16 protein-coding genes are annotated in these 17,450 nt (G+C 64.4%); 9 read left to right on the forward strand and 7 right to left on the reverse strand.

The window, feature by feature from the left end; genetic code table 11:
* Positions 1–8: 8 nt before the first annotated feature.
* Positions 9–734 carry a pyridoxamine 5'-phosphate oxidase family protein gene (locus BcanWU425_RS23030; protein ID WP_085352969.1) on the reverse strand — a complete coding sequence of 242 codons (726 nt, stop codon included), beginning with the start codon at positions 732–734 and terminating at the stop codon, positions 9–11.
* A gap of 74 nt (positions 735–808) precedes the next feature.
* Here BcanWU425_RS23030 and pdxR point away from each other — a divergent pair, with 74 nt between their 5' ends.
* Together pdxR and BcanWU425_RS23040 are read left to right on the forward strand one after the other, a co-directional pair.
* A complete protein-coding gene (gene pdxR, locus BcanWU425_RS23035; protein WP_204511015.1) occupies positions 809–2,281 on the forward strand; it encodes a MocR-like pyridoxine biosynthesis transcription factor PdxR in 1,473 nt (490 codons plus the stop codon).
* Between the two features lie 66 nt (positions 2,282–2,347).
* A complete protein-coding gene (locus BcanWU425_RS23040; protein ID WP_085352966.1) occupies positions 2,348–2,596 on the forward strand; it encodes a DUF6719 family protein in 249 nt (82 codons plus the stop codon).
* A 3-nt stretch (positions 2,597–2,599) separates the two neighbouring features.
* On the opposite strand, the gene BcanWU425_RS23045 is transcribed toward BcanWU425_RS23040, so the two are convergent.
* Together BcanWU425_RS23045 and BcanWU425_RS23050 are read right to left on the reverse strand one after the other, a co-directional pair.
* Positions 2,600–2,962, reverse strand: coding sequence for a hypothetical protein (locus BcanWU425_RS23045; RefSeq protein WP_085352965.1), 363 nt, complete (start codon positions 2,960–2,962; stop codon positions 2,600–2,602).
* Between the two features lie 35 nt (positions 2,963–2,997).
* Entirely contained in the window at positions 2,998–3,162 is a 165-nt protein-coding gene (locus BcanWU425_RS23050) for a hypothetical protein (RefSeq protein ID WP_018456302.1), read from the reverse strand.
* A gap of 406 nt (positions 3,163–3,568) precedes the next feature.
* On the opposite strand from BcanWU425_RS23050, the gene BcanWU425_RS23055 reads away from it, so the two are divergent.
* On the forward strand, positions 3,569–3,778 hold the full coding sequence (locus tag BcanWU425_RS23055) for a hypothetical protein (protein WP_204511014.1): 210 nt from the start codon (positions 3,569–3,571) through the stop codon (positions 3,776–3,778).
* 55 nt (positions 3,779–3,833) lie between these two features.
* Here the strand turns inward: BcanWU425_RS23055 and BcanWU425_RS23060 are convergent, their stop codons facing one another.
* Positions 3,834–4,382 (reverse strand): CreA family protein, encoded by a 549-nt coding sequence (locus tag BcanWU425_RS23060; RefSeq protein WP_085352963.1) that lies wholly within the window; start codon positions 4,380–4,382, stop codon positions 3,834–3,836.
* Between the two features lie 208 nt (positions 4,383–4,590).
* Between BcanWU425_RS23060 and BcanWU425_RS23065 the strand changes: the two genes are divergently transcribed.
* From BcanWU425_RS23065 to BcanWU425_RS23080, 4 genes are all read left to right on the forward strand, one after another.
* A complete protein-coding gene (locus BcanWU425_RS23065) occupies positions 4,591–6,174 on the forward strand; it encodes a L,D-transpeptidase (RefSeq protein ID WP_204511013.1) in 1,584 nt (527 codons plus the stop codon).
* Between the two features lie 92 nt (positions 6,175–6,266).
* Complete coding sequence (locus tag BcanWU425_RS23070) at positions 6,267–6,836, forward strand: glutathione peroxidase (RefSeq protein ID WP_204511012.1); 570 nt, start codon at positions 6,267–6,269, stop codon at positions 6,834–6,836.
* Between the two features lie 165 nt (positions 6,837–7,001).
* The gene (locus tag BcanWU425_RS23075; RefSeq protein WP_204511011.1) at positions 7,002–8,027 is read left to right on the forward strand and encodes a polysaccharide deacetylase family protein; all 1,026 of its coding nucleotides are present in this window, start codon (positions 7,002–7,004) and stop codon (positions 8,025–8,027) included.
* A gap of 8 nt (positions 8,028–8,035) precedes the next feature.
* Positions 8,036–8,587: a dihydrofolate reductase gene (locus BcanWU425_RS23080; protein WP_204511010.1), complete on the forward strand. Its 552-nt coding sequence runs from the start codon at positions 8,036–8,038 to the stop codon at positions 8,585–8,587.
* A gap of 11 nt (positions 8,588–8,598) precedes the next feature.
* On the opposite strand, the gene BcanWU425_RS23085 is transcribed toward BcanWU425_RS23080, so the two are convergent.
* Positions 8,599–9,051, reverse strand: coding sequence for a DoxX family protein (locus BcanWU425_RS23085; protein ID WP_204511009.1), 453 nt, complete (start codon positions 9,049–9,051; stop codon positions 8,599–8,601).
* Between the two features lie 296 nt (positions 9,052–9,347).
* Positions 9,348–11,657: an NADP-dependent malic enzyme gene (locus tag BcanWU425_RS23090; RefSeq protein ID WP_018456292.1), complete on the reverse strand. Its 2,310-nt coding sequence runs from the start codon at positions 11,655–11,657 to the stop codon at positions 9,348–9,350.
* A gap of 245 nt (positions 11,658–11,902) precedes the next feature.
* Between BcanWU425_RS23090 and BcanWU425_RS23095 the strand changes: the two genes are divergently transcribed.
* A complete protein-coding gene (locus BcanWU425_RS23095; protein ID WP_204511008.1) occupies positions 11,903–13,852 on the forward strand; it encodes a hypothetical protein in 1,950 nt (649 codons plus the stop codon).
* 145 nt (positions 13,853–13,997) lie between these two features.
* On the opposite strand, the gene aspS is transcribed toward BcanWU425_RS23095, so the two are convergent.
* Positions 13,998–15,770 (reverse strand): aspartate--tRNA ligase, encoded by a 1,773-nt coding sequence (gene aspS, locus BcanWU425_RS23100; protein WP_018456291.1) that lies wholly within the window; start codon positions 15,768–15,770, stop codon positions 13,998–14,000.
* A gap of 194 nt (positions 15,771–15,964) precedes the next feature.
* Between aspS and BcanWU425_RS23105 the strand changes: the two genes are divergently transcribed.
* A complete protein-coding gene (locus BcanWU425_RS23105; RefSeq protein WP_204511007.1) occupies positions 15,965–17,440 on the forward strand; it encodes a protein adenylyltransferase SelO in 1,476 nt (491 codons plus the stop codon).
* Positions 17,441–17,450: the final 10 nt, after the last annotated feature.

Raw genomic sequence — 17,450 nt, forward strand, 5'->3', positions numbered from 1 at the left:
AACCGATTTCAGCCGTTCGGGTACTCTGCAAAATAGGCATCCCGCAATGCGTCTTCGAGCAGCCGGCCCTCCGAATAGCCATTCAGTGTCGCCGGCCGGCTCACGCCGTCGAGCAGCCGCGGGCAAGGTTCCGGCGCACCGAGCACGGTGCGCACCGGGATGCGCTCGGCATAGATCGGCAATTCATAGTCCTCGTCGTCGTCGGCGACACCCTTGGCCCGGATTTTCGCGGAGGCTTCCTCGATCTCCATCGCGATAAAGGAGGTCGCCTTGATCTCCTGCGTGTTGCTCGCCCGCAGGCTGGCGGTGCGATCCGGGAAGAAGCGGTCGACCATCGCGATCACCGCGCGTTCTTTCTCCTCGGGATCGGTGACGAGATAGGCGGTGCCGAATGCCATCACGGCGCGGTAATCGGCCGAGTGATTGAACCCGCAGCGCGCCAGCACCAGGCTGTCGAGATGTGCGACCGTCAGGCACACGCGCTCGCCCCGGGTCTGGTTGCGCAGCATGCGGCTGGCGCTCGAGCCGTGCCAGTACAGTTTCGTCCCTTCGCGCCAGAAGAAAGTCGGCGTGCAATAGGGTTGGCCGTCGATGGCGTAGGAGACGTGGCAGAGCATCGAGGAATCCAGGATGCGATGAACGGTGTCGTGATCGTAGAAGCCGCGGTCGTGACGGCGCTTCACCTGATTGCGCGCGGATGTCGGATAGGAATTTTGGTTCTCGGTCTGGCTCACGGCCGCTCCTGTCGGATTTGAACAATTCCAGAGCAGTTGTATCCGTGGATTTGGTCTGCGATAGTGCCAATTCCATGCGAAAAATTCCGACCAATTCTGTCCCCTCGCCGGCCAAAGCCGAGCTGCCGCTCGACCTCGCAGGCCCGCACATCACGGCTGGCGCCTCGTCGGCGCACCGGCTGTATCAGGCACTGTGCGAGATGATCGTCGGCGGTCTGGTGAAACCCGGCGAGCCGCTGCCGCCGTCGCGCACGCTGGCCAAACAGACCGGCTTTCGGCGCAATGCCGTCGTCACCGCCTATGAGCGGCTGATTGCCGACGGCTTTGCCGACGCCACCGTCGGCTCCGGCACCTTCGTCGCCGCGCGCATCCCCGCGCGCGCGGCTGAGCCGAAGCGGCCGAAGATCAGCGTCGAAACGCCCGGGCAAGGCGCGTTTTCGCTCGGCTGCACCCATATCGACGCGCGCGCCGTGCAGCGTTTCCGCGCCTTTGTCGGCCGTCGCATGCGCGCCTTCGGCGCTGAGCATCTGCACTATGGCGATCCCCGTGGCAGCCGCGAGCTGCGTGCGGCGATCGCCGATCATCTGTTGTCGGCGCGGGGCCTGCGCTGCGATCCCGATCAGATCATGCTGACGTCGGGCACGCTGCACGCGCTGCGCATCGTGCTGAGCGCGATCCTGAAGCCCAACGACCAGGTCTGGTGCGAAGACCCCGGCTACCCCGCTGCGCGGAAAACCATCGCGCATTGCGGCTATCGTGCCGTGTCCGTTCCCGTCGACGCGCATGGCATGCGTGTCGCCAAAGGCCGCGCAGCGGCGCCGTCCGCGCGCGCAGCCTATGTGACCCCGTCGCACCAGTTTCCGCTGGGTGTGCAGATGTCGATGCCGCGGCGGCTCGAGCTGCTCGACTGGGCCAGGCAGGCCGGCGCCTTCGTGCTGGAAGACGATTACGACAGCGAGTTCCGCTATGACGGCGCGCCTCTGATGTCGCTGGCCGGCATCGATCACCTCCAGCGTGTGATCTACATGGGCACGTTCGCCAAGACGTTGTTTCCGGGCCTGCGCATCGGCTATTGCGCCCTGCCCGAGCGCTTGATTGCGGATGTCGCCGCGGCGCGGGCCGCCCTCGACCGCTTTCCCGGCACGCTGATGGAGGGCGCGGTGGCCGACATGCTCAATTCCGGCGCGTTCGCGGCGAACCTGAAGCGCGTGCGCAAGCTTTACCGCGAGGCGCGCGACGCATTGGCCGGGACGCTCGAAGCCGCATCCGACGGCCTGCTGTCGGTGCCGGTCCCATCACAGGGCCTGCATCTTGTCGCCCGGTTCGATCCCTCGGTCGATCTGCTGGTGGCGGCAGAAGCCAAGCAGGCCGCCGGCGCCGAAGGCTGGCTGTTGGCCGACACTTATTCACGCTCACGCCCTCTACCCGGTTTCGTGCTGGGATTTTCCGGCCACGCGGTTCCGAAGCTCGTCGCATCCGCCGAGCGGCTCGCGCGGGAATCGCGAGTGGCCTTGCGCGCGAGGCGCAAGCCGGCCCGGCGGGCGTGACGAACGTTCACTATGAGAATCGGCTGCCGCTCCCTACATTGCGGCACCGATGCCGGAGCTCACCCCATGCTGCTACGCCGCGCGACTTGCCTTTCGCTCCTGATCTTCATCGCACTCGCCGCGACGGCGCGCGCAGGCTCGGTCGGACGCGAGCAGGACATCGTCGATCTCAAGCTCGGCCAGCGCGTGCAAGTGGACGACGGAACCTGCCCCGCCGGACAGGTCAAGGAAGTGCGCGGCGCCAAAATGACCGACAAGGGCGTCGCACGGACGAGCATCTGCGTGTCGCGATTTGGTCCGAAATCAAAGCGATGAGCGCTACTTCGCCGGATCGAACATGCATTGCAGGGTCGGCTTGGCGATCTTGGTGAAGGTCGGGCCGATTTCGGTCTGCTTTGCGGCCGGCACCCAGTCGGTCTCGATCGTCGGCACCCCGGTCTCGCTGATGCCGCGCAGCAGGGCCTCGCGAAGATCGCGATCCTCGACGACGGCGGCAGCATGATCGTGCAGGCAGCCGCAGACCTCTTCCGGATGCTCCCATCGCCCGAGCATGCGCGGCGCGCATTGCCTCACGAACTCGGTACGGGGATCGGGTAATCTGGAGGGAGAGCGCACTTGCGCCTGAACGGCACTGATCGTCAGAAGGGATATGAACGCCGCGGCGCAGGAACGAGCAAGCATGATGGCCTTTATTGGCTGATTTTTCTTGTTGGCGATCAGAAGCGCGCAGCAACCACGATCGGCTGCGGTGCCGGGATCATGATCGGCGAGCCGCTGTACTGGAAAGTACCGATACCCGGGACATTGCCGTCCGGCGAGCCTGCGAACGAGGAGCCGGCGAGCACGAAACCGAAAGCAAGGATGAGGCTGAGCGTGCGCATGAAGTTCTCTCCGAATTCGGTGGCCGGCGTGCGCCGTCGTCGTTGTGAGGTTGATAACCATGGGCGGTTTCGCGCGTGATGCGCCAAAGCCGGAAAATGGTTTCGTCTCCGTGAGAATTGTTTCGTCCCGCTCGAGGCGACGACATATTCCATGGAAAATCTCAATCTTTTCAGATGGGTCGTGCGGTCACCCAATGTAGCCTGGCAGGTTCCGGCGAGCTCGGAACGCCGGCGCCGTCATGATCCCGCCTCACACCCTTCACATGCGTTTTACGTTTTTCTGCTGAAGAGAAGCCGAACGAAGGCTGGGTCCTGTCGAACCGGGGGCGCTTCGACTGCGACCCAAGCTATCGAGACCGAGGACGCCCGAGCATCGCCGAGCGCGTTCATGTGAGGAACAGCCATCATGACCGCGCAGAATCGCGCAACGACGCGCGATGCGGACCAACGAACGGACCGCCGGGAGCAACGACCTGTTCACAGCAGTGCCCATTCGCCTGGCGAAATGGCGCTACAATCGAGCCGGGGCTTTGAGGCCACGCCGCAGTCATTCGTGCGGCTGACCGGCTCGCATCTTGCAAAACCGCGCGCCATCCGCGCTGACATCATCGAGTGAACGCAAACCCCTCACTGAGTGCACGCGAGAGCGTCACTGAGTGAACGCAAGAGCGTCACTGAGTGAAGAACTCTCCGCACTTCTGGACGTTGGCGTCCGCCGGTCCCCACGGCATGACCGGCACGGTCGAGGTCGAGTTCTTCGGCGAACCCTCGATCAGCCTGTCCGAATAGACCATGTAGACCAGCACGTTGCGCTTCGCGTCACAGCCGCGCACGATCTGCATCTTCTTGAAGAACAGCGAGCGGCGCTGGCGGAACATGTCGTCGCCCTGCTCCATCTTGTTCTTGAACTTGATCGGGCCGACCTGACGGCAGGCGAGCGAAATGTCCGAGACTTCCTCGGCAAGGCCCAGCCAGCCCTTGAAGCCGCCCTTCTCCGGCACCGTAAAATGACAGGCCACGCCCTCGACTTCAGGATCGTCGAGGCCGTAGGTCGCAAGCTTGTCGTTCGGGCTCATCCATTTGAACACGGTCGAGCGGCGAAAGATCAGATCCGGCTCGTCGGCGGCGAAGGCGGACGCTGCCGGCACGGTCAACGCCATGAGGAATAAAGCGAGGCCTTTCAAGCGGATGCTGGAAAGACTGGGGAAACGAGATGACATGAACCTCTCCGGTAACAACTTCCAGCAATGTAGGGATGAGGCGACCGATCAGGAAGACGACCGGCAAGCCGACACGGCCGCCGTTTACCGCTCCGTGAGGCTTTTTTGCTACGCTTTGGACAAATGTAGCTGATGGCAGAACCGCCATGCTGGTGAACGCGTATCCCCTCTGAGAGACTAACATCTGATTTGGATTATGGATTCGAGGATGAACAGCGTGAACGGGGCCGGTTTTTCTGCCAAGCCGACGCGGCTTTGGCAGGTCGCCATTTTGGCGGCGGCGGGTGCGATCGGCACGGCAAGCCAGGCGGACGCAGCGTTTTATTACTGGACGGACTATTCCGACGGGTCCTACGGGCGCCAGGAGCGCCATCTCGACGTCCCGCGCCAGAAACCGCAGAAGCGCGGTGCGGTCGGCAAAAAAGACCTTGTTGCCGAAAAAGAAGCGGGCACGAAACCGCAAGGTCCTCTCGTCATCGTCGTCTCGATCGACCGGCAGAAGGTCACGGTCTACGACAGCAAAGGCGTGTTCGCGGAATCCCCGGTGTCGACGGGCATGAAGGGCCATTCGACGCCGATGGGTGTGTTCAGCGTCATCCAGAAGCACAAATTCCACCACTCCAACATCTATAGCGGCGCGCCAATGCCGTACATGCAGCGGATCACCTGGTCGGGCGTTGCCATGCATGCCGGCGTGCTGCCGGGCTATCCGGCCTCGCACGGCTGCATCCGCATGCCGATGGCGTTCGCGGTGAAGATGTGGAACTGGACCAGGATGGGCGCGCGCGTGATCGTTTCGCCCGGTCAGATGTCGCCGCAGAAGTTCTCACATCCGCTGCTTGCCTCGGTGCGCGTGCCACCGCAACCCGCGGCCAGCCTCGAGCCGCAGACCAATGCCGGCGACAAAGCCGACAAGGGCACGGCCAATACCGCGGCCATCGAAGCAAAGCCGGTTGAAACGAAAACCGCCAGCGCCGACGGCGTGCCCGAGCTGCGCTCGTCGGTCGGCCACACCGTGATGTCGGACGTGACCACCGGATATGCCCCCGCCCGCGAGGAGGCCTCGGCATCGGCCGACAACACCGAGACAACGGCAGAGCCCGAGACCAAGACCGCTGAGGCGACGGACGCGGCCAAGCCAGAGGCCGGAGACGCCGCGCAGCCCGCGAACACTGAAGCGAAGCCTGTCGACGCCGCGGAGACGCCGAAGTCCGAACTCGCGAAGACATCCGATGCACCGGCCGCGGCGCCAGCGCAGGCGGCCACGACCGACGTCAAGAAGGACGAAACCCGCGTTGCCGATCCGGCGCCCGTGGCAAAACCTGAAGCGCCCAAGCGAGCGGGCCAGATCGCGGTCTTCATCAGCCGCAAGGATTCCAAGCTCTACGTGCGGCAGAACTTTGCGCCGCTGTTCGAGGTGCCTGTCACGATCGCCGCGAGTGATCGGCCGCTCGGCACGCATGTCTTTACCGCCGAAATCGACAAGGCCGATTCCAATGCGCTGCATTGGTCGGTGGTGTCCTTGCCAGTGTCGGTCCGCTCTGCCGCGCGCGAAGATGACGGCCGCGTGACAGGCCGCCAACGTGGCGCGGCGGTGATTCCCGTCGCCGTAAAGCCTGTGGTCCCGCCGGACAGTCCAGCCGAGGCCCTGGACCGCGTCTCGATCCCGGCCGACACGATCGCGAGGATCAACGAAATGCTGACATCGGGCGGCTCGATCATCGTCTCCGACCAGGGCATCAACCAGGGCGAGACTGGCGAAGGCACCGATTTCATCGTCCGGCTGTACTAACGCGCCTCATCGCGGCAGATAACGCCGTGTTGACGACGCCGCTCGCACCGACGGGGTAACATGCGCCCCGGATCATTTCGGGGGACGCCGTCATGATGAACCGCAGGACCATACTCATCGCCGCCTTTGCAGGCACGCTGGCGCCGGCGACGCGTGCACTGGCGGATGGCGGCATGAGCCGAATTTCCGCCTACGCCTTCTCTTTCCCGGCATTGTCAGGCGACGACATCCGCCTTGCGGCCTTCACTGGCAGGCCGCTGCTGGTGGTGAACACCGCTTCGCTCTGCGGTTACACGCCGCAATATGCCGGCCTGCAAGACATCTGGGGCGAGTTTCGCGAACGCGGCCTCACCGTCATTGGCGTGCCCTCCAACGATTTCGGCGGACAGGAGCCCGGCGGCACCAGCGAAATCTCGGAAACCGCCCACCACCAATACGGCGTGACCTTCCCGATCACGGCCAAGGCCGTCGTGGTCGGTGCGAAGGCGCATCCATTCTACAAATGGGCGGCAGAGGCGCGCCCGCGAGAAGTTCCGCGCTGGAACTTCTACAAATATCTGATCGGCCGGGACGGCTATATCGCCGATGTCTTTGCATCCGCGGTCGAACCGGCCGACACGCGGATCAAGACGGCGATCGCCAAGGCGCTGGCCGACACTTGACGCCACGCGTCCCCAACCCGGTTGGGCACAATTGGGCTGGCGCGCCAAACAGCCGTTGCAATGGCGAGGGCCCACCATCTAGGCTAGGATCGTTAGGGGCAGGATGGTTTTGCCGGATGCGAAAAGCCGCGGCGGAACAACGGGATCAATCTCGAGGATAACACCATGCGTGTGGCGGCAGGACTGATTTTGGCAAGCGCGATGTCTCTGGCGATGACGGGCGCGGCATGGTCGCAGACCCCGGCTGCGAAGCCCGCTGCCGCGACGCAGGCCGCACCGGCGGCAACACCGGCAGCGGCTGCGTCCGCTGCGGCTCCGGCACCCGCTCCTGCAGCAGCCGCCGCGCCGGCGGGCTTCGTCAATCCTCCCCCGCCTAAACAGCCGCCGCAGCCCGCCCGCGCAGCCTGCAACACGCCGGGCGCGCTTGGGGTCGCCCGCACCGTCGAGATCGATACCACGGGCGGTCCTGGCTTCGGCTTCGAGCATTTTAAGGAACTCGATTTCCTGCGCGACCACGAAGTGGTGCTGACCTTCGACGACGGCCCCTGGCCCAAGAACACGCCCGCGGTGCTGAAGGCGCTCGCCGACGAGTGCACCACCGGCATCTTCTTCTCGATCGGCAAGCACGCGACCTACGAGCCGGAGATCCTGAAGCAGGTCTACGCGGCCGGCCATACCGTGGGCACCCACACCTGGTCGCACGCCAACCTCAACAACAAGAAGCTCACGGAAGCGCAGCGCAAGGAAGAGATCGAGAAGGGTCTTTCCGCGGTGAAATGGGCGCTCGGCGGCATTTCGCCCTCGCCTTTCTTCCGCTTCCCGGCGCTCCAGCATCCGCCGGAGATGGTCACCTATCTCGGCAACCGCAACACAGCGATCTTCTCCTGCGACATCGACTCCTTCGACTTCAAGGCCTCGAAGCCCGAGAAGGTGATCGAGACCGTCATGAAGAAGCTCGACAGCAAGGGCAAGGGCATCATCCTGATGCACGACTTCCAGAAGCACACTGCGGAAGCCCTGCCCGAATTGCTCAAGCGCCTGAAGGCCGGCGGTTACAAGGTGGTGGCGATGCGCGCCAAGTTCCCGGCCTCGACGCTGCCGGAATACGACCAGGAGCTGCTCAAGGACGTCAAGCTGCCGACGGTGAGCAACCGGCCAGTCAACAGCGTCGTGACGACGGTCTCCGAATAGCCGCGCCATTGTCCTTTCGCATCGAAGGCTACGTCATCGTCTCCGCGGACGGCATGCTCGCCGACGCGGAGCATGTCATGCCCGACAGCCTGAAGTTCGAAGGCGACAAGCTGTTCTTCGAGCAGGCGCTCGATCGCGCCGCGCTGATCGTGCACGGCCGTCACTCGCATGAGCAGCAGCCGAATTCACCCAAGCGCAAGCGCCTGATCCTGACCCGCAAGATCCAGACTCTGACCGTCGATCCCGAGATGCCGAACGCGACCTTGTGGAATCCGGCTCACGCCAGCTTTGAGGACGCCTTTGCGTTCGCCGATGTCGCTTCCGGCACCGTCGCAATCATCGGCGGCCCCGTCGTGTTCGACATGTTCATGGATCGCTACGATACGTTCTGGCTGTCGGAAGCCCCGCACCTTCGGCTGCCCGGCGGCGAGGGCTGTTTTGTCGAAGTACCGGGGCGCACGCCTCAGGAGGTGCTGGCCTCACACGGGATGAAGCCGGGCGCGCCGTATCTGCTCGACGCCGCGCATGACGTGACGGTGACGCCATGGCGCAGGACGTAGTGGCTTAACCTTTATACGTCCCCGTAGGCCGCTTCGGCCGGACGCGTGGCGCGCCCGTAGCCCATGATCATGAACAGGGCGCCGATGATCGACAGGTTCTTGAGCGCGTCGACCAGCATCTTGCCGTTGTCAGGCGGCACCTGGTTCCAGAAGTCGTAGAACAGGAAGGTCGCGACCGCGACATAGATAATCATCAGCATCGCGAAGAAGCGCGCGCCGAAATTCAGCGCGATCATCACGCCTGCGATGATCTCGAGCACGCCGACTGCGATCGCCAGCAGTTGCGGCGTGGTCATGGCCGTCGCCGTCTCGATCTGCTTGGCGTAAGGCGCGATCATGTCGGGCGTCACGACCTTGGCGGCGATGAAATCAACGGTCGCCTGCATGGCAAACAGTCTTGCCGCACCCGTGTAGATGAACAGCACGGCGAACAGGATCCGCCCGAAAGTCACGAACGCTGGCATGATCGGCCTCTTTGCTCAGGCTTTTGAATTCTCGCGAAAGCACTTCGCGATTATGAAGATACATTCGCCGGTTTACAAACGGGGAAATGGCTAACTGCGAGCAATTCAAAGTTGGTGGCCCGGCACTGCACCTTCTCTCCTCGCGGGAGAAGGTGGCGCGAAGCGCCGGATGAGGGGTCGCGCTCTGCAATTCAACCGTGAGAAATGTGCGCGCGGAAGCAACCCCTCACCCGTCTCGCCGCTCCGCGGCGAGCCACCCTCTCTCACAAGGGGAGAGGGGAAGGCCACGCAGCGGCCTACGTAAACAACGTCGGCTGCTGCCGCGACGCGCGCTCCTGCGCTTCCACCACAGCCACTGCGGTCATGTTGAGGATGCCGCGCGCCGTTACCGACGGGGTGAGGATGTGAGCCGGGCGCGCCGGGCCGATCAGGATCGGCCCGACGGGGAGCGCGTCCGCCAGCGACTTGATCATCTGATAGGCGACGTTGGCGGTGTCGAGGCTTGGCATGATCATGATGTTGGCTTCGCCCTCGAGCTTGGAGTGCGGCAGCACCATTTTGCGCGCGGCGGCCGAGAGCGCGGTGTCGCCTTGCATCTCGCCGTCGGCCTCGAGTTCCGGATGCTTCTCCTTCAGGAGCTGGGTCGCCCGGCGCATCTTGCGCGAGGATTCCGTGTCGTAGCTGCCGAAATCCGAATGCGAGACGAAGGCGATCTTCGGCTTGATGTTGAAGCGTTGGACGTGGACCGCCGCGAGCGAGGCGATCTCGGCGAGCTCTTCGGCGCTCGGATTGGGCCGCACCTGGGTGTCGGCGATGAAGAAGGCGCCCTTGCTCGTGATCAGCAGCGCCAGCGCCGCATAGTCGCTGATTCCCGGGGTGAACCCGACGATCTCGCGAACATGGCGCAGATGGCTCATGTAGCGGCCCTCGACACCGCAGAGCATGGCGTCCGCCTCTCCGCGCACCACCGCGAGCGCCGCGATGACGGTGTTGTTGGTGCGCACCACCGTGCGCGCCGCATCCGGCGTCACGCCGCGGCGGCCGGCGACCTCGCCATAGGACTGCACGTAGGAGCGGTAGCGCGGATCGTCCTCGGGATTGACCAGGTCGAAGTCCCTGCCGGCCTTGATAGACAGGCCGAAGCGCTCGATGCGGGCCTCGACCACCGACGGACGTCCGACCAGGATCGGCATCGCCAGCTTCTCTTCCAGCACCACCTGGGTGGCGCGCAGCACGCGCTCATCCTCGCCTTCGGCGTAGATCACGCGCACCGGTTGGGTCTTGGCCTTGGCGAACATCGGCTTCATGACGAGGCCGGAGCGGAAGGCGAAGCGCTCGAGCAACGCGGTGTACTCGTCGAAATTGGTGATGGGCCGGGTCGCAACGCCCGATTCCATCGCGGCCTTCGCCACCGCCGGCGCGATGCGCAGGATCAATCTCGGATCAAAGGGACTCGGGATCAGCGAGCCCGGGCCAAAACCTTGCGTCTCGCCGGTATCGAAGCCTTGCGCGACCGCATCGGACGGCGCCTCGCGCGCGAGCTGCGCGATGGCCTCGACGGCGGCGTGCTTCATCTCCTCGTTGATCGCGGTGGCGCCGACATCGAGCGCGCCACGGAAGATGAAGGGAAAGCACAGGACGTTGTTGACCTGGTTCGGATAGTCGGAGCGGCCAGTGCAGATCATGGCGTCGGGACGGGCTTTGCGCGCCTCCTCCGGCATGATCTCCGGCGTCGGATTCGCGAGCGCCATGATGAGCGGCTTGTCGCCCATCGCCTTGGCCATCTCGGGCTTGAGCACGCCCGGTGCGGAGAGGCCGATAAAGATGTCGGCGCCGCCGATGACGTCGGCGAGCGTGCGCTTGTCGGTCTTCTGCGCATAGACCGCCTTCCAGCGGTCCATCGTGGTGTTGCGGCCTTCGTGAACAAGGCCGTCGATGTCGCAGACCCAGATGTTCTTGCGCTGCGCCCCCATCGACACCAGCAGGTTCAGTGTCGCAAGCGCTGCGGCCCCTGCCCCCGATGCCACGATCTTGACGTCCGACAGGTTCTTGCCGTTCAGGCGCAGACCGTTGGTGATCGCGGCGGCGACGATGATCGCGGTGCCGTGCTGGTCGTCGTGAAAGACCGGGATCTTCATGCGCTCCTTGAGCTGCGCCTCGATCTCGAAGCATTCCGGTCCGCGGATGTCCTCGAGATTGATGCCGCCGAAGGTCGGCTCGAGCGCGGCCACGGTCTCGACCACGCGTTCGATGGTGTCGGCCGCGATCTCAATGTCGAACACGTCAATGCCGGCGAATTTCTTGAACAGGACCGCCTTGCCCTCCATCACCGGCTTCGAGGCCAGCGGGCCGATATTGCCGAGGCCGAGCACGGCGGTGCCGTTCGAAACCACGGCAACCAGATTGGAGCGTATCGTCAGCGTCGCCGCTTCCGCGGGGTTCTTGGCGATCTCCATGCAGGCGGCGGCGACGCCGGGGGAATAGGCCAGCGCGAGGTCGCGCTGGTTGGCGAGCGGCTTGCTCGCCTGGATCTCGAGCTTTCCGGGGCGCGGCAGCCGATGATAGGCCAGCGCCGCCTGGTGGAGATCATCAGAATAGGACGACATGCGGTGTCTTGCCTCGCGTTACCGGCCTCAAACTACGTTGTCCTGACCGGCCCGCCTTCGGGTGGTATTTCCGGGTCATGGAAACGGGATGAAGCACGTCGGGCGGCCCGGTGGCAACATCCGATTGCGGCCCCATCAACAGGGCGCGCGGTCAAATATCTGATAGCGCTCGCTTTCCCTGGACCGCGCGTTGCTTTGCGAATATGGCAGGTTGCGTGCTGCAACGCGAGCAACTGGAGCTGGGAATGAAGCGAATCCTGATCGGCTTCATCGTCGTGGCCGTGGTGGCCGCGGGCGGATGGTTGGGCTTCAGCTTCTACGCAAAACATCGCGTCACCGCCGAGGTGGAGACCGCGTTCGAGCAAATCCGCAAGCAAGGCGGCAAGGCTAGCTACGGCAAGATCGCCTTCGATCTGCCCACGCGCACCATCACGATCGAGGACATCGCGGTTACGCCGGGCAAGGCACCGCAGGCGCAGATCAGGATCACGGGCGTTCGCCAGATCGACGAAACAAGGATCTCGGCCGACGCCGTCGACATCACCGGGCTCGAGGTTACGCTGGACCAGATCGGCGCTGCCAAGCTGAAGGTCGCGTACAAGATCCCGCACCTGGTCATGCGCGACTATGCCGGTCCTGTTCAGGCGGGTCAGGTGCCGGCGGACAGCTCGCTGGTCGATATGTACCGCTACGTGCTCGGCCAATATGCGAGTGTCGCTGCATCGTCGCTCACGGCTCCGACCCTCACGATCAGCTTCGATTCCCGCGCCGCCGGCAGCGGCGAGGTCACCTATTCCGGACTGGCGATCCAGAACCTAAAGCACGGCAAGATTGACGGGATGAAGTCGGACCGCGCCGTGATCTCGGTCGACGTGAAGCAACCCGGCAAGACGGACAAGCTGACGGGTGAATCGTCGAACATCATCGTCAACGATTTCGACGCGACCGCGATCATCGCCGCGCTCGATCCGCAGACGGCCAGCGACGACAGCTATCGCCGGGTCTATCGGCAGGTCTCGACGGCCCCCTATGCGCTCAAATCGGCACAGGGGATGCGAGTGGATGTCGACGGGTTCACCATGGAAGACATCGCCGTCCAGCCGTCGAAATTCCGGCTGGCCGAGATATTTGCCGCGCTGCCACGGGATCAATCGGCCCCGCCGACTCCGGCGCAGGCCCGCGAGCTGCTGGAGAAGCTCGCCGGAGTTTATGAGGGTCTTCGCATCGGTAAGGCCGAAATCGGCAAGATGTCGGTCGGCACGCCGCAAGGAACGGCCACGGTTGGTGCCATCCGATTTCGCGACGGCGAGTTCGCGGTCGAAGGCGTCGACGCGCCGTCTCCGCAGGGACAGTTCAAGATGGAGCGCTTTGCGCTGAAGTCCTTCAGCACGGCGAGTTTGATGCGCTGGGCAGCAAGCCTCACCACTGCCGGGCGGGCGCCCTCGCCGGATCAGATGCTCGGGCGGTTCGGCGTGCTCGCAGGCGCGGAGATCAAGGGCGTGACGGCGCCGTTCAAGACCACCAATAAGCTGGTCATGATCGACACACTGAGCCTGGACTGGGGGCAGCTGGTCGGCTCGATCCCGAGCAAGGCGCATGTGGTTGCCAAATTTGTCACGCCAGCCGATCCATCCGGTCCAAAACAGCTTCCATTGATTGCCAGCGGGATCGACAAGCTCGCGATCGACCTCGATCTCGGCGCTGCCTGGACCGAACAGTCCAACAGCTTCGCTCTGACGCCCGCGACCCTCGACATCGGAGGCATCGCAAGAGCGCAACTGCGTATGGCGCTCGGCAACGTACCACGCGAGGTGTTTTCGGCCGATCCGGCCCAGCTCATGGGCCAGGCGGCCCGGATCGAGGCGGGCACGCTCGAATTCTCATTGCGCGACAGCGGCGTCATCGATCTCGTCGCGGCGCAGTTCGCGCGCATGCAGAATGTCAGCCGCGATACCGCACGCCAGGCGCTCGTCGAGAGCATCAAGGCTAAACGCGAGCAAGTTGCTTCCGCCAATCCGGATGCGAACGCGGCCGCGGACGCGATCGCCCGCTTCGTCGAGACGCCGGGCCAGACGCTTTCCATCAAGCTGTCCCCGCGCGCCAAGGCACCGCTGATGCAATTGATGCAGCTCTTGCAAACCGACCCACAGAGCGCGCTTGCGCAGTTCAGGATCGAGGCGTCGACGGGGCTGTAGGGAACGACGCTGCGCGCGGGGATGGCAGTTGGACCGGCGAAAATCCCTCCCCGTCATTGCGAGCGAAGCGAAGCAATCCAGAGTCACTCCGCGGAAAGATTCTGGATTGCTTCGCTTCGCTCGCAATGACGCTGTGGAGACAGCCTCACTTCTGCGGCAGGCTCACCTTCACGTGCAGCTCGCGGAGCTGCTTGGGGCTGGGCTCCGACGGTGCGCCCATCAGGAGGTCCATGGCCTGCTGGTTCATCGGGAACAGCGAGACCTCGCGCAGATTGTTGGTGCCGCACAAGAGCATGACGATGCGGTCGACACCGGCGGCCATGCCGCCATGCGGCGGGGCGCCGTACTGGAAGGCGCGGTACATGCCGCCGAAGCGATCGACGACTTCCTGCTCGCCATAGCCCGCGATCTCGAACGCCTTCACCATCGCTTCCGGCACGTGGTTGCGGATGCCACCCGAGGCGATCTCGTAGCCGTTGCAGGTGATGTCGTACTGGAACGCCTTGATGGTCAGCGGGTCCTGGCCCTTCAAGGTATCGAGACCGCCCTGCGGCATCGAGAACGGGTTGTGCGAGAAGTCGACCTTCTTGTCCTCGTCGTTGTACTCGTACATCGGGAAGTCGACGATCCAGGCCAGCTCGAACCGCTCCTTGTCGGTGAGGTTCAACTCCTCGCCGACCTTGTTGCGGGCCAACCCTGAAAATTTCCAGAACTTGTCGGGATCGCCGGCGACGAAGAAGGCGGCGTCGCCTTCCTTCACGCCGATCTGCGCGCGGATCGCGGCGGTGCGCTCAGCACCGATGTTGTTGGCAAGCGGACCGGCACCTTCGCCGCCCTCGCGCCACATGATGTAGCCGAGGCCGGGCTGACCTTCGCCCTGCGCCCAGGAGTTCATGCGGTCGCAGAAGGCGCGCGAGCCGCCACCCGGCGCCGGGATCGCCCAGACCTGGTTCTTGGGGTCCTCCAACATGCGCGCGAACACCTTGAAGCCGGAGCCGCGGAAGTGTTCGGAGACGTCCTGCATCTCGATCGGGTTGCGCAGGTCCGGCTTGTCGCTGCCGTATTTGCGCAAGGCTTCCGCGAACGGAATCCGGCGCCAGCCCTTGGTCACCGGCTTGCCCTTGGCAAACTCCTCGAACACACCCGTGATGACAGGCTCCATCGCGGCGAAGACATCGTCCTGCGTGACAAAGCTCATCTCGACGTCGAGCTGGTAGAACTCGCCCGGCAGACGATCCGCGCGTGGATCCTCGTCGCGGAAGCAGGGCGCGATCTGGAAGTAGCGATCGAAGCCCGACATCATCAAGAGCTGCTTGTACTGCTGCGGCGCCTGCGGCAGGGCATAGAACTTGCCGGGATGAATGCGCGACGGCACCAGGAAGTCGCGCGCGCCCTCCGGCGAGGACGCGGTCAGGATCGGCGTGTTGAACTCGAAGAAGCCCTGCCCCTCCATGCGCCGACGCATCGACTTGATGATTTCGACGCGCGTCATGATGTTCTGGTGCAGCTTCTCGCGACGCAGATCGAGGAAGCGGTACTTCAGACGGACGTCTTCAGGATATTCCTGGTCGCCGAACACCGGCAGCGGCAGGTCGCCGGCCGGGCCCAGCACCTCGATCTCGCTGACATAGATCTCGATCTTGCCAGTCGGCAGATCGTCATTGTCGGTGCCTTCGGGGCGGCGACGGGCCTTACCGTCCATCCGCACCACGAATTCCGAACGCAGCTTTTCGGCCTGCGAGAACGCCGGCGAGTCCGGATCGACCACGCACTGGGTCAGGCCGTAATGGTCGCGCAGGTCGATGAACAGCACGCCGCCATGGTCGCGAACGCGATGGACCCAGCCTGAAAGGCGGACCGTCTCGCCGATGTTGCTCTCGCGGAGCGCGCCGCATGTATGTGACCGGTAGCGATGCATGGTCGTCCCAAATTCAATGTCGGAGGATCGAATCGAACCGCCGAAACGGCAGGTTCAAAGTTGCGGCAGGGTTTACCTCGGCAGGACGGGGGCGGCAACCAAGGGAACGGCCCGTTTTCGGCTGGAAGTGGCCATTTTTGCCCAATCTCGGCTCAAGCCTTTGCCATCAGGCGTTCCACGCCTATCTTGAGGCCATGACAGTCCATTTCCCGTTCCAGAACTCCTATTCGGCGCTGCCGGACAGCTTTTTCGCCCGGGTCGCACCGACGCCGGTGGCAGCGCCCCGGCTGATCAAGCTGAACCGGCCGCTGGCGGTCCAGCTCGGGCTGGATCCTGATGTGCTGGAAACCCCTGAGGGCGCCGAAATCCTGGCCGGCAAGACGGTTCCCGCCGGCGCCGATCCGATCGCCATGGCCTATGCCGGCCACCAGTTCGGGCAATTCGTTCCGCAGCTGGGCGACGGACGGGCGGTCCTGCTCGGCGAGGTCATCGACAAGGACGGCATCCGCCGCGACATCCAGCTCAAGGGCTCCGGTCCCACCCCATTCTCCCGCCGCGGCGACGGCCGTGCCGCGCTCGGGCCGGTGCTGCGCGAATACATCGTCAGCGAGGCGATGTTCGCATTGGGCATCCCCACCACGCGCTCACTCGCTGCCGTCGTCACCGGCGAGCACGTCATCCGCGAGACCGCGCTGCCCGGCGCGGTGCTGACCCGCGTCGCCTCGAGCCATATCCGCGTCGGCACCTTCCAGTTCTTCGCCGTCCGCCGCGACACCGATGCCATTCGCCGGCTCGCCGACCACGTCATCGCCAGGCACTATCCGGAGGTGCTCGGCGCCGAGCGGCCCTATCACGCGCTGCTCGGTGGCGTCGTCGCACGCCAGGCCGATCTGGTCGCACGCTGGCTGCTAGTCGGCTTCATCCACGGCGTGATGAACACCGACAACTCATCGATATCAGGCGAGACCATCGATTACGGTCCGTGCGCCTTCATGGACGCCTACAATCCGTCGCAAGTGTTTTCCTCGATCGACGAGATGGGCCGCTACGCCTATGCCAACCAGCCGCGCATCGCGCTGTGGAATCTGACCCGGCTTGCCGAATGCCTGCTGCCGCTGTTTTCCGACGATCAGGAAAAGGCGGTCGCCGAGGCCCAGGACATTCTTGGCGCCTTCTCCGACACGTTCAGCGACGCCTATCAGGCGGGCCTGCGCAAGAAAATCGGCCTGTTCACGGAGCGCGACGGCGACGACGCGCTGATCCAGGACCTGCTGGACGCCATGGCCAAGAACCAGGCCGACTTCACCCTCACCTTCCGCAAACTCGGCGACGCCGCTGGCGATCCGGCTGCTGACGATGCACGCGCGCAATTCATGGACCCCGCGGCGTTCGACGAGTGGGCCAGGCGCTGGCACGAGCGCACGGCGCTGGAGCCGCAAACCGCAGCCGAACGGCAAGCCGCCATGCACGCCGTCAACCCGATGTTCATCCCGCGCAACCACCGCGTCGAGGCCGTGATCCAGGCCGCGGTCAACGATGACGACTACACGCCGTTCGAGGAATTCGTGATGGTGCTGGCTAAACCGTTCGAGGGCCAGCCGGACTATGCAGCCTACGCCGATCCGCCGCTGCCGGAGCAGCGGGTGCTGCAGACGTTCTGCGGGACGTGAGGCAAGCTCG

It is taken from the genome of Bradyrhizobium sp. WU425 (assembly GCF_021052305.1).
Lineage (GTDB): Bacteria > Pseudomonadota > Alphaproteobacteria > Rhizobiales > Xanthobacteraceae > Bradyrhizobium > Bradyrhizobium canariense_D.